Here is a 12,630-nt window from a genome sequence, read left to right as displayed (position 1 = left end):
GGCAGGCGGGCGATCGGGCCCGGGCGGTCGCAGCCCCACGCGGGCGACCAGCGCACGGGGCCTGTCACTGCACCGGGGGACCGCTCACCACCGCACGACCGTCACGCCCGCGCCACCCACCCGGGCACCGCTGACCACCGCGCGACCCGCACCGTCGCCCGCCACCGACCCGGACCGGCAGCCCTCACCGCCCCGCGCCGCTCACCCCAGCGCCTTGAGCCGCTCCGCGAGCGGTCCAGCGACCTCGTCGAGGAACTCCTGCTGCTTCTCGTCGCCGATCTGCACGATCGCGAGGTCCGTGAACCCGGCTTCGACGTACGCCGACGCCGCCTCGACGATCGCGTCGAGGTCCGGCCCGCACGGGATCGCGTCCGCGACGTCGTCGGGCGTCACGAACTGCGACGCGGCGTCGAACGCCTCGGTGGTCGGGAGGTCGGCGTTGACCTTCCAGCCGAAGCCGAACCAGCGGAACTGCTCGTGCGCGCGGCGGGCGGCGACCTCCGGGTCGGGGTGCCAGCTGATCGGCATCTGCCCGATGCGCCGCGACTCCCCCAGACCGGCCTCCGACCGGACGCCCTTCCAGTGCTCGACGGCCTCGGCGTCCGGCTCGACCGCGACGAGGTGGTCCACCGCCGTCGCGAAGCGCTCGATCGACTGGGGGCCCGACACCGCGGCGCCGATCTCGACGCGCTCGTCGGGCAGGTCCCAGACCTTGGCCGAGTCCACGCGGAAGTGGTCGCCCTCGAACGTGAGGCGCTCGCCGTCGAGCAGCGCGCGGATGATCTCGACGGCCTCCTCGAGCATGTCGTGCCGCTCCCCCACGGCGGGCCACCGCTGGCCGACGACGTGCTCGTTGAGGTTCTCGCCTGCGCCGAGGTTGAGGAGGAAGCGGCCCCCAGACAGGACGCCGAGCGTCGCGGCCTGCTGCGCGACGACGGCGGGGTGGTACCGCAGGATCGGGCAGGTCACGTAGGTCATGAGCTCGATGCGCTCGGTCGCGTGCGCGACGGCGCCGAGGGTCACCCACGCGTTCGGGGCGTGCCCCTGCTCGTCGAGCCACGGGAAGTAGTGGTCGCTCGAGACGAGGAAGTCGAAGCCCTGACGCTCCGCCTCCTGCGCGTAGCCCACGAGCTCCCGCGGCCCGCTCTGCTCGGTCATGAGGGTGTACCCGATGCGCGTCATCCACCGAGGTTCACACCGTGCGCGCCCCCTCGCACGCGGGCGGCCCCGTCGACGGCCACCCTGGCGCGCGGCGGGCGCGACGCGCGGGGCAGCGGCCCGCCGACGACGGCGACTCGGCGCGCGCGCTGCCCGCGCGGCGCGTCCACAGGCGAGGGCCGCTCGTCCCACCCCACAGCCGTCGCGGACCGCACCCAGCGACCTCCCAGGGTCCGGGCGTAGCCTCTCGGGGTGCGCCACCGGCGTACTGTCACCCGGTGTCCGCATCTCGCGGACGACGACGGCCGGCGCGGACGCCACGGCGAACGCCGGCCCGGACCTCGACGACGAAGGACTGCCTGTGCGCCGACTGGCCGCCGCCCTCCTGACCACCACGCTCCTGCTCGCCGGCTGCGGGCAGTCCTCCGAGGAGCCGGAGACCGAGCCCACGGAGTCCGCGAGCACGGACGGGGCCGACGGCGCCGCCGAGGCCACCCCCGAGGACCTCGCCGCGCTCGAGGCCGTCGAGGTCGAGGGCGACCTGGGAGCCGCTCCCACGCTCACCTTCGAGCAGCCGTTCGCCGTCTCGGCACCCGTCGCGATCGTCGAGACCGAGGGCACGGGCAGCGAGCTCGCCGAGGGCCAGTCCGTGACGTTCCACTACGTCGCGTACGACGGCGACAACGGCGAGACCCTCGGCTCCACCTGGGAGACCGACCAGCCGCTGCGCATGAAGCTCGGCGACCAGCAGTACTACATCCCCGCGCTCACCGAGGCGATGGCCGGTCAGAAGGTCGGCACGCGCTTCCTCTTCGCGACCCCGGGTGGCGAGGCGACCGAGGAGGCCGAGGCCTTCGCCGCAGCCGTCATGGCCGTCGAGGTCATCGAGGCCAAGGACGTCCCCACGCGCGCCGAGGGCACCGCCGTCGCGCCCGTCGAGGGCCTCCCGACCGTCACGCTCGGCGAGGACGGCGCCCCGAGCGTCGAGATCCCCGAGGGCTCGACCGCCCCGACCGACCTCACGGTGCAGCCGCTCATCGAGGGCACCGGCCCGGAGGTCCAGCAGGGCCAGACCATCTCGGTCCAGTACCACGGCGTGAAGTACTCCGACGGCGAGGTGTTCGACTCGTCGTGGGAGCGCGGGACGCCCGCGGAGTTCGCGATCGGCGTCGGCCAGGTCATCCAGGGCTGGGACCAGGCGCTCGTCGGCCAGGAGGTCGGCAGCCAGGTCCTGCTCGTCATCCCGCCCGACCTGGCGTACGGCGGGCAGCCGGACCACGAGCTCGCCGAGGAGACGCTCGTCTTCGTCGTCGACATCCTCGACGCGTACTGAGCGGCGCATGAGGCCCGCGGGCCGCTGAGCACCGCCTAGGCAGGACCGACGGCCCCGTCCACCCGGACGGGGCCGTCGGCGCGTCCGGCTCGGGCCTCCGCACCACCGTGCCTGCGGCGGCGGCGTCCCCGCCCGGGCCCGCGGCGGCGGCGCCCCGCAGGAGCCGTCGTCCGGGCCCGCGCCCCTCGCTGTCGGCGCCTCGCGGGAGGATGCACCGTGCCCCTCGTCGTCGTGAGAGACCACCCCGACCGCCCGGGGACGGTCGAGCTGCTCGACGCGACCGACGACGGCACGGTCACCGGGCGCACGCCCGTCCCGCTGCCCGACCTCACCGCCGAGGTCGCACGTCGGGAGGCCACGACCGGTCCGCGCTGGGTCTGGGACGACACGGCACGCCGCTACCCGCCGCTGCTGAGCGCCGGCGTGCGGGTCGCGCGCTGCCACGACCTGCGCCTGTGCCACGCGATCCTCCGGTCGAGCGCGGCGACGGCCGGGGCCGACCTCGCGACGGCGCCCCCCGGCCGGTGGGACGCCCCACGCCCCGGGGTCCCGCGCACCGACGACGACGCACCGACGCTCTTCGACGCCCTTCCCCAGGCCGGGCCGCTCGCACCCACCGGTGACGGGCCGAACGAGCCCGACGAGCTGCGCCGCCAGCTCGACGCCGTCGCGGGCGCCCGCGAGCCGGGTCGGCTGCGCCTGCTCCTCGCCGCCGAGTCGACGGGAGCGCTGGTCGCCGCGGAGATGCACCACGACGGCCTGCCCTGGGACACCTCCGTGCACGACGCGCTCCTGACCGGGCTGGTCGGTCCCCGGCCGCTCGGCGGGGACGCCCGCCCGCCGCTGCTCGAGGCCCTCGCCGACGAGGTGCGGACCGCGCTGGGCCGGCCGCGCCTCAACCCGGACTCGCAGCCCGAGCTGCTGTCGGCGCTCCGCTCGGCCGGGCTCGACGTCACGAGCACCCGCACGCACGAGATCCGCGCGCTCGACCACCCCGCGGTCGCGCCGCTCCTGGAGTACAAGAAGCGGTCGCGGCTGCTCTCGGCCAACGGCTGGCACTGGATGGAGTCGTGGGTCCGCGACGGCCGCTACCGGCCGGACTACGTCCCGGGCGGCGTCGTCACCGGGCGCTGGGCGTCGAGCGGCGGGGGCGCGCTCCAGCTCCCCGCGGCGGTCCGCGCCGCGGTGCGCGCCGACCCGGGGTGGACGTTCGTCGTCGCCGACGCGGCGCAGCTCGAGCCACGCGTCCTCGCCGCGATGTCGGCGGACGCCGCGATGGCGGCCGCGGGACGCGCGGCCGACCTCTACCAGGGCGTCGTCGACGCGGGCATCGTCGAGACGCGCACCCAGGCCAAGTACGCGATGCTGGGCGCCATCTACGGGGCCACGACGGGTGCCGCGGGCGCCCTCATGCCCGAGCTGACGCGTGCCTACCCGCGTGCGGTGGGCCTCGTCGAGGACGCCGCGCGCGCCGGCGAGCGCGGCGAGGTCGTGTCGACCTGGCTCGGCCGCTCGTCGCCCGTGCCGGGCGAGCGCTGGTGGGCCGACGTGCGGCGCGCGTCCGAGCAGGAGGCGCGGCCCGAGGACGTCCGGACCGCGCAGCGCAGACGCCGCGAGTGGGGCCGGTTCACGCGCAACTTCGTCGTCCAGGGCACGGCGGCCGAGTGGGCGCTCTGCTGGATGGCGTCCGTGCGCCGACGCATCGCGCCGATGCCCGGCCGGCCGCACCTCGCGTTCTTCCTCCACGACGAGGTCCTCGTGCACACACCCCGCGAGCTGGCCGACGACGTCGCCGCCGCCGTCCGCGATGCCGCGGCGGAGGCGGGCCGGCTGCTGTTCGGCGCCGCCCCTGTGGACTTCGCGCTCGACGTGTCCGTCGTCGACTCCTACGACCAGGCCGTCTGACGCCGGACGGCACCCCGGCCGCACCCGGACCGCACCCGGACCGCACCCTCGCCGTACCCCCGCCGCGCGACCCGCGACCCGCGACCCGCGACCGGCGCGTCAGCCCTCGGGCGCCACGACGGGTCGCCCGTCCTCCCAGCCGAGCGGCAGCACGTTCATCGCGCGATACGTCGTACCGCCGTACCAGGAGTGGAAGACGAGCACGTCGTCGCCGTCGGGGCCGACGACGACGTCCTGCCCGCCCGGCCCCTCGTACCGCCCGTCGAACATGTCCGACGAGAAGAGCGGGTCGGGGTGCTTCTCCCACGGTCCGTCGAGCGACGAGGCCTGGGCGTACCCGATCGTGTACGCCGCGCCGCCGTAGCTGTTCGCCGAGTACAGCAGCGTGAAGGTCCCGTCGCGCTCGACGAGGGTGGGCGCCTCGACGAGGTCGCCCTCCCACGCGAGGTCCTGCTTGACCATCCGGACGGGCTCACCCGCGAGCGCGGTCCCGTCGGCGGTGAGGGGCGCACGGTAGAGCCACGTGTCGTACCCGCAGCAGTTGCCGTCGTTCTTCCACAGCAGGTGCAGCGTGCCGTCGTCGGCGCGGAACGTGCTCGCGTCGATCGCCCCGCCCTCCTCGGGCGGGCACACGAGCATCTGGTCGCCCACGACCTCGAACGGTCCCCCAGGGGCGTCCGCGACCGCGACGCCGATGCACTGGTAGGTCGGGCGGAAGTTCGTCGCCGTGAAGAACAGCACGTAGCGGCCGGGCTCGACCTCGGTCACCTCGGGCGCCCACGTCTTGCCCGGGATGACCCACGACGGCAGCTCCGGCAGCGCGTCGTCGAGCGTCTCCCACTCGACGAGGTCGGTGGACCGGGCGACCCGCAGGTTCCGGTTGTTCCCGTTGGTCGCGTACGCGTAGTACACGCCGTCGACCTCGAGGACGTCGGGGTCGGGGAAGTCGTCGCCGACCACGGGGTTGACCGCGTGCGGACCGTCCGCCTCGGACCCACCCTCGGGCGACTCCTCGCTCGGCGAGGCAGCCGAGCCGCCGCCGTCGTCGTCGTCGGCGACCCCGCCACCGCCGTCGCCGCACCCCGCCACGAGGAGCGCAACCGTGGCGAGGCCGGCGACGACGGCGGCCTGGGCGCGCGGGCGGAGCCCGTGGCGCCGCCCGCGACGCAGCCGACGACGCGCGGGACGCACGGGGCTCCTCACCCCTTGAGCCCCGACCGCGAGACGCCCTCGATGATGAACCGCTGCAGGAAGACGAACAGGATCAGCACCGGGACCGACGCGATGACGGCACCGGCCATGAGCAGGTCGTACCGGACCGCGTTGGCGGACTGGAGCGTCGACAGACCGGCCGGCAGCGTCTGCAGCTCGGGGCTGAAGAGCACGTACACGGGCCAGAGGAAGTCGTTCCAGTTCGTCAGGAGCGCGAGCAGCCCGAGGGTCGCGAGCGCGGGCCGCGACAGCGGCAGCACCAGCCGCGTGAAGATCGTCCACGGGTTCGCGCCGTCGAGCCGCGCGGCCTCCTCGAGCTCCTCCGGGATCGACAGGAAGAACTGCCGCAGGAAGAACACCCCGAACGCCGACGCGGCCGTCGGGACGATGACCGCGGCGAGCGTGTTGAGCCAGCCCAGCTCACCGACGATCAGGTAGTTCGGGATGATGAGGATGACCGGCGGCACGAAGAGCGTCGCGATGATCAGCCCGAACACCAGGCCGCGGCCACGGAACTGCATGCGGGCGAGCGCGTACGCCGCCATCGCCGAGGTCACGACGACGATCGCCGCGTTGGACAGCGCCGCGATGAGCGAGTTCGCGAACCAGCGCAGCACCGGGGTGCCGCTCGCGGAGAGGATCGACTCGTACGCCTGGGTCGTGAACGGGTTCGGGATCCACTCGGGCGGGATGCCCGCCGCACCCGCACGCGTCTTGAACGACGTGACGATCATGAAGACGAGCGGGCTGATGAACAGCAGCGCGAGCAGGACGAGGATCGCGTAGCGCACCGCGGTCCGCCACGGTGAGCGGGCGGCGCCCGCACCCTCGTCGGACGCCCGGCGCACCGGCCGGCGCGGTCCGCCCTCGGCGGGCCCGGTGGTCACGTCCACGGGGCCGGGCTGGTCGGTCGACGTCGTGGCCACGTCAGGACCTCCTCTCGCGGAACAGCCAGAACACCAGGACGCTCAGGACCATGAGGAACGCGGTGAGCACGTAGCTCATCGCGGCGGCGTCGCCCATCGAGAAGTTCCGCAGGCCCGTCTCGGCGATCTGGTAGATCGCCGTCCGCGTCTCGCGGCCCGGCCCGCCCTGCGTCATGAGGTAGGACTGCCCGAACATGTTCGCGGACGCGATGATCGTGATCATCGTGATGAACGCGAGGACGGGACGCAGCCCCGGGAAGGTCACGTTCACGAACTGCTGCCACCGGCTGGCGCCGTCCACGCGCGCCGCCTCGTACAGCTCCTTCGGGATGTCCTGCAGGGCGGCCAGGTAGATCACGGAGTTGTAGCCCATGGTCCACCAGACCGTGACCCCCACGAGGGCGACCCACACCGCGGGCGTCGACGTGAGCCACGCGGTGTCACCCGGCAGGCCGAGCGCGCCGAGGTAGTGGTTGACGAGCCCGATGTTGGCGTCGAGCAGGTACCGCCACAGGACGCCGACGACGGCGACGCCGAGCACGTACGGCGCGAAGTACACCGCACGGAACAGGTTGCGCCCGGGGAACTTCCGGTTCATGACGAGCGCGACGAGCAGTGGCAGGACCAGCAGCAGCGGGACGCTCGCGACGGTGAAGATCCCCGTCGCCTTCATCGAGTTCCAGAAGATCGAGTAGATCCCGGAGCCGCTGTCGAACAGGTCCTGGTAGTTCTCGAGCCCGACGAACGGCTTGCCCGGCAGCGTGTAGTCCCACCGGTGCAGGCTGATCCAGAGCCCGAGGACGATCGGCAGCAGCACGAAGCCGATGAAGAGCACGAGGTACGGCAGCAGGAACAGCCACGGGGTGACCTTCCCGTGCTTGGCGACGCCGCGTCGCGACGCCCGCTGGTCCCGTCGAACGGCGTCGACCGTGTCCCCGGGCGCCGCGACGCGGGTCTGGCTCATGTCAGCCCCCGAAGCTCTCGAGGTTCTCCTCCATCAGCTCGGTCGCGCGTTCCTCGGCCGACTCGAGGGCCGCCTGCGGCTCCTCCTGCCCGAGGATCGCGTTGGCGACCGCCTGCTCGAGCGTCTCGGTCTGGACCGTGCCGATGCCGGGCACGGGCGGGAGGAAGCGGACGTTGTCGAGCAGGTTCGCGATCGGCTCCTGAGGCATGCCGGCGACGGCGTCCTCACGGATCGACTCGCGCGCCGGGATCATGGCGGCCCCGGCCCAGTCGGCCGACTGCTCGCTCATCCAGGCGATGAAGACGCGGGCGGCCTCGTACTTGTTCTCGTCCTGGGTGGCCTGCTTGGTCATGAAGAACTGGTGCGAGTTCGCCCACATGAGCTGCTCGTCGAAGATCGCGGGGATCGGCGCCAGCGCGTACGGCAGGCCCGACGCCTCGAGGTCGTTGATCTGCCAGATGCCGTCCCACGTGATCGACGTCTCGCCGTTCTTGAACGCGACGTACTGGGAGTCCTGCGCGACGTCGGACGGGCTGTAGCCCGCGTCGACGATCCCGCGCATCCACTCGAGCGCCTCGACGCCCTCCGCGGAGCCGAACGTCGCCTCGGAGCCGTCCTCAGCGTACGGCTCGCCGCCGTTCTGCCACAGGAGCGACAGGAACATCAGGTGGCCCGGCCACCGCGCGGGCATCCAGAACGGCTGCTGGTAGCCGGCCGCCTGGAGCGCGTCGAGCGCCGCCATGAACGACTCGGAGTCGGTCGGCGGCTCGGTGATGCCGGCGGCCTCGAAGTGCTCGGTGTTGTAGAACATCGCGAGCGAGTGGACGTCGAGCGGGATGCCGTAGCGCTGGTCGTCGTAGATGCCGGCGTTCCAGACCTCCTCGCTGAAGTCGTCCTCGCTGATCTCGAGGGCCTCGGCGACGTCGTCGAGCGGCACGATGACGCTGCGCGCGGCGTTGGTCGCGAGCTGGTCGAGGTGCATGACCCCGACGTCGGGGCCCTCGCCCGCGTTCACGGCCGCGGGGACGCGCTGGTAGAAGTCCGCCCACTGGATCGTGTTGGGCACGACCGTGATGTTCGGGTGCTCCTCGTTGAACTGGTCGACGAGGTCCTGCATGAAGGGACCGTCGCCGCCCGTGAAGCCGTTCCAGTAGGAGAGCTCGACGTCGGGGCCGTCGTACTCACCGGTGAACTCGCCAGCACCCTCCGGAGCGCCGCCACCACCGGCGACCTCCTCGGGTGTCGTGCCGCCGCCGCACGCCGCGAGCGCGAGCGCCGCGGTGAGGGTGACAGCACCTGTGGCCAGGGTCCTGCGGGTGCGGACACGCTGCCGCGCAGTGGTTCTCATCATCGAGCTCCTCCAGGTCGACCTGGTCACCCGGAGGGCGTCGGCGCCGACCGGGGTAAACCTTGTACCGCCAAGGTCTACCGCATCGCGGTAAACCTTGTACAGCCTCTGTGGTAAACCTTGTACTGCGGTATCCGTCCTGGCTAGCGTGACCCGCAGGTGGCGACGTCGCCACCGGGGGGAGGTCACGAAACGGTTACTCCAGGCGGACCGCGGCGCACGTCGCACCGGACCGGGACGCACCGCCCACCCGCGGCCGGTGGGCGGAACGGCCCCGCCTCCGGGCGGCCACGAGCGGGAGGATCGGTACCGGTGGTGCAGCGCAGGACGCCCGGCGACCACCCGGTCGACGGCGACCGGTCGGGGACGCCGACCGGGGACGCGCGGACGACCGAACCCGGCATGGTGTGAGGAGACGTGGTGGCCAGGATCCGGTTGCAGGACGTCGCGGAGCGTGCGGGCGTGTCGATCAAGACCGTCTCGAACGTCGTCAACGGCAAGGGCACCATCACGCCCGCGACGCGTGAGCGCGTCCAGCAGGCGCTCGCCGACCTGCAGTACCGACCCAACGTCGCCGCGCGGCACCTGCGCCGCGGCGCGAGCGGCATGATCGCCGTCGCGCTGCCCGAGCTGACCCAGCCGTACTTCGCCGAGGTCGCGTCCGAGCTCGTCCGCGCCGCGAAGGCCCGCCACCTCACCGTCCTGCTCGCGCAGACCGACGGCCTCGCCGAGTCCGAGCGCGCGATCAGCGACGGCCTCGACATGCCGCTCATGGACGGCCTGGTCATGAGCCCGCTGGCCCTGACCGCCGAGGACCTGCGGCACCGCCTCGACAGCACGCCGATCGTGCTGCTGGGCGAGCACGTCGGCATCGACTCGCCCTTCCCGCACGTCGCGATCGACAACCGGCGGGCCGCACGCACCGCCACGGCGCACCTCGCGCAGATCGGCCGGCGTCGCATCGCGGCGATCGGCGCCAAGCGCACCGACGGGCCCAACGCGACCCCGGCCGAGACCGCCGAGCTGCGCCTCGACGGCTACCGCGCGGGGCTCGCCGACGCGGGCCTGCCGTGGCGCGACGAGCTCGTCGCCGCCGTCGCCGACTTCCACCGCGCCGACGGCGCCTCGGCCATGCACCGCCTGCTCGACCTCGCCGAGCCGCCCGACGCCGTCTTCTGCTTCAACGACCTGCTCGCGCTCGGCGCGCTGCGTGCGCTGCGCGACCGCGGGCTGACCGCGCCCGACGACGTCGCCGTCATCGGCATCGACGACATCGAGGAGGGCCGCTTCAGCACGCCGAGCCTCAGCACCGTCGCACCCGACAAGCGTGCGATCGCCGAGACCGCGATCGACCTGCTCATGAGCCTGCGCGGCACGGCCGAGCCGTCGCCCGTGCACGCCGTCGCAGGTCACCGGCTCGTCGCACGCGAGAGCACCACCGGACCGGGAGGGCCACCATGACCGAGCACACCGACCGCACCCCGGCCGACGACGACGCGACCGCGCGTCCGACGTCGCCGTCGCGCGACCGCCAGGACGCCCACGCCGCGGCGGTCGAGGGCCACCCGTCGTCGGGCGTGCTGCGGGCCACGCGGCAGGACGGGACGTACCCGCGGCCCCAGCTCCTGCGGCGGCACTGGGCCGACCTGTGCGGGCCGTGGGAGTTCACGATCGACCGCGACGACGTCGGCCTCGACGCGGGCTGGTGGACGGCCGAGGGTCCCGCGAGCTCGCCGTTCGACGCCACGATCCAGGTGCCGTTCGCACCCGAGTCGGAGGCGTCCGGCGTCGCCGACCGCGGCCCGTTCCGCGTCGTCTGGTACCGCCGTCGGATCACGGGCGCGGACCTGGACGCCGCCGGCTTCGACGTCCAGGGGCACCGGCTCCTGCTGCACCTCGGCGCGGTCGACCACACCGCCGACGTGTGGCTCGGCGGGCACCACGTCGCGCGGCACGTGGGCGGGCAGACGCCGTTCACCGTCGACGTCACGCCGGTGCTCCTCGCGCACCAGCGGCGGCTCGCGACGGGTCTCACGCAGGGTGGGGACGGCACGGACGGTGCGGACGCGTCCGCGGACGGTCCGGGCGCACGCTCCGGCGGCCGCTGGGACGACCTCGTCGGGCCCGACGGTCTCACGCTCGTCGTCCGCGCCGAGGACGACCCGCTCGACGTCTCCCAGCCGCGCGGCAAGCAGGACTGGAAGGACGAGCCGCACGTCATCTGGTACGACCGCACGACCGGCATCTGGCAGCCCGTGTGGCTCGAGGCCGTGCCCGACGTGCACCTCGAGGACCTCGCGTGGGAGGCCGACGTCCCCGACGGCTCGGTGCTGCTCACGGCCCGGCTCAGCGCGCCGCCGCGCGCGTGCACGACGCTCGCCGTGAGCCTCCACCTCGGCGACGAGCTGCTCGCCGAGCAGCAGGTGCGCGTGCTCGACCGCGACGTGCGCATGCGCATCGACCTGCCGCGGCAGGCCAACGGCCAGCAGTACGAGGAGATCCTCTGGTCGCCCGAGCGGCCGACGCTCGTCGACGCCGAGGTCGTGCTGCACGTCGCCGACGACGGGCTGACGGGAGCCGGCGACGCCGAGGACCTCGAGGACGACGTGAGCCGCTGGACGCACCACGTCGGCCCGCACGTGACCGACGCCGTCGCGTCGTACCTCGGCCTGCGCAGCGTCGCCGTCGCGAACGGATGGTTCCTGCTCAACGACCGGCCGTACTACCTGCGCTCGGTGCTCGAGCAGGGGTTCTGGCCGCAGTCGCTCCTCACGGCGCCGAGCGCCGACGCGCTGCGCGAGGAGGTCCGGCTCATCAAGGAGCTCGGCTTCAACTCGGCGCGCGTGCACCAGAAGGCCGAGGACCCCCGCTTCCTGTACTGGTGCGACCGGCTCGGCCTCACCGTGTGGGGCGAGACGGCCAACGCGTACGCGTACTCGCCGCGGTCCGTCGAGCTGCTCACGCACGAGTGGCTCGAGCTCGTGCGCCGCGACCGGTCGCACCCGTCGGTCGTCACGTGGGTGCCCCTCAACGAGAGCTGGGGCGTGCAGCACGGTGCGCACGACGTGCGCCAGCAGCACTACGGCCTCGGGCTCGTGCACCTGACCAAGGCGCTCGACCCGACGCGGCCCGTCGTCTCGAACGACGGCTGGGAGCACACGGACTCCGACATCTGGTCCGTGCACGACTACGCCGAGCGCGGCGACGAGCTCCGCGAGCGGTACGGGACCCCCGAGGCGGTGCGCGAGCTGCTCGAGGGCATCGGGCCGGCCGGCCGGCCGATGCGCCTCTCGGCCGCGGCGCCCGTGCCCGACCGCGGCCAGCCGCTCATGCTCACCGAGTTCGGCGGCGTGAGCTACGCGGGCGGCCGCGACGACGCGTGGGGCTACTCCACGGCGACCGACGACGACGACTTCGCGGCGCGCGTCGGCGACCTGCTCGACGCAGTGCGCGCGTGCCGCCCCGTCGTCGGCTTCTGCTGGACCCAGCTCACCGACACGGGCCAGGAGACGAACGGCCTGCTCCACGCCGACCGGCGGCCCAAGCTCCCGGTCGAGGTGCTGCGCAGGCTCGTCGTCGGCGACCAGAAGGAGCGCCCGAGCGCGGGCTGAGCGCCGCCCGCCCCTCAGCGCCCGGACCCGGACCCGGGCCCGCGCCCGCGGCCGCGCCCGCGGCCGTGCGGACCCTGGCCCGGCCCGTCGAGATACGACTTCGTGTCGGCGATTCGTCCGACACGCCGACACGAAGTCGTATCTCGACGCGGGCTGGGGGCTGGGTGGGCGGG

Annotated in this window: 9 protein-coding genes; 4 read left to right on the top strand and 5 right to left on the bottom strand. The window is 73.7% G+C overall.

The genetic code is table 11. The features are described from left to right. Positions 1–201 precede the first annotated feature (201 nt). On the bottom strand, positions 202–1,182 hold the full coding sequence (locus tag IEV86_RS07340) for a TIGR03557 family F420-dependent LLM class oxidoreductase (protein WP_043604533.1): 981 nt from the start codon (positions 1,180–1,182) through the stop codon (positions 202–204). 337 nt (positions 1,183–1,519) lie between these two features. Here IEV86_RS07340 and IEV86_RS07335 point away from each other — a divergent pair, with 337 nt between their 5' ends. After that, positions 1,520–2,491, top strand: a complete 972-nt coding sequence (locus IEV86_RS07335) for an FKBP-type peptidyl-prolyl cis-trans isomerase (RefSeq protein ID WP_229734539.1) — start codon at positions 1,520–1,522, stop codon at positions 2,489–2,491. A gap of 216 nt (positions 2,492–2,707) precedes the next feature. Further along, positions 2,708–4,396, top strand: coding sequence for a bifunctional 3'-5' exonuclease/DNA polymerase (locus IEV86_RS07330; protein WP_043604535.1), 1,689 nt, complete (start codon positions 2,708–2,710; stop codon positions 4,394–4,396). Between the two features lie 99 nt (positions 4,397–4,495). Here the strand turns inward: IEV86_RS07330 and IEV86_RS07325 are convergent, their stop codons facing one another. Genes IEV86_RS07325 through IEV86_RS07310 form a run of 4 tightly spaced genes read right to left on the bottom strand, consistent with a single transcriptional unit; the run spans position 4,496 to position 8,846 of the window. Then, positions 4,496–5,587: a glycoside hydrolase family 43 protein gene (locus IEV86_RS07325; protein WP_052426027.1), complete on the bottom strand. Its 1,092-nt coding sequence runs from the start codon at positions 5,585–5,587 to the stop codon at positions 4,496–4,498. Between the two features lie 8 nt (positions 5,588–5,595). Continuing rightward, positions 5,596–6,534, bottom strand: coding sequence for a carbohydrate ABC transporter permease (locus IEV86_RS07320; protein ID WP_229734538.1), 939 nt, complete (start codon positions 6,532–6,534; stop codon positions 5,596–5,598). Position 6,535: 1 nt separating this feature from the next. Then, positions 6,536–7,498, bottom strand: a complete 963-nt coding sequence (locus tag IEV86_RS07315) for a carbohydrate ABC transporter permease (protein WP_052426028.1) — start codon at positions 7,496–7,498, stop codon at positions 6,536–6,538. Position 7,499: 1 nt separating this feature from the next. Further along, complete coding sequence (locus IEV86_RS07310) at positions 7,500–8,846, bottom strand: ABC transporter substrate-binding protein (protein ID WP_161784026.1); 1,347 nt, start codon at positions 8,844–8,846, stop codon at positions 7,500–7,502. A 420-nt stretch (positions 8,847–9,266) separates the two neighbouring features. Here IEV86_RS07310 and IEV86_RS07305 point away from each other — a divergent pair, with 420 nt between their 5' ends. Together IEV86_RS07305 and IEV86_RS07300 are read left to right on the top strand one after the other, a co-directional pair. Beyond that, positions 9,267–10,307, top strand: coding sequence for a LacI family DNA-binding transcriptional regulator (locus IEV86_RS07305; protein ID WP_043604571.1), 1,041 nt, complete (start codon positions 9,267–9,269; stop codon positions 10,305–10,307). Further along, a complete protein-coding gene (locus IEV86_RS07300) occupies positions 10,304–12,457 on the top strand; it encodes a glycoside hydrolase family 2 protein (protein WP_081978597.1) in 2,154 nt (717 codons plus the stop codon). The genes IEV86_RS07305 and IEV86_RS07300 overlap by 4 nt, the downstream gene beginning before the upstream one ends. The last annotated feature ends 173 nt before the right edge of the window (positions 12,458–12,630 follow it).

Source organism: Cellulomonas carbonis, from assembly GCF_014636275.1.
In the GTDB taxonomy this organism is placed as follows: domain Bacteria; phylum Actinomycetota; class Actinomycetes; order Actinomycetales; family Cellulomonadaceae; genus Actinotalea; species Actinotalea carbonis.
Note: the sequence above shows the minus strand (reverse complement) of the source record. Positions and strands in the feature narration are given on the sequence as shown.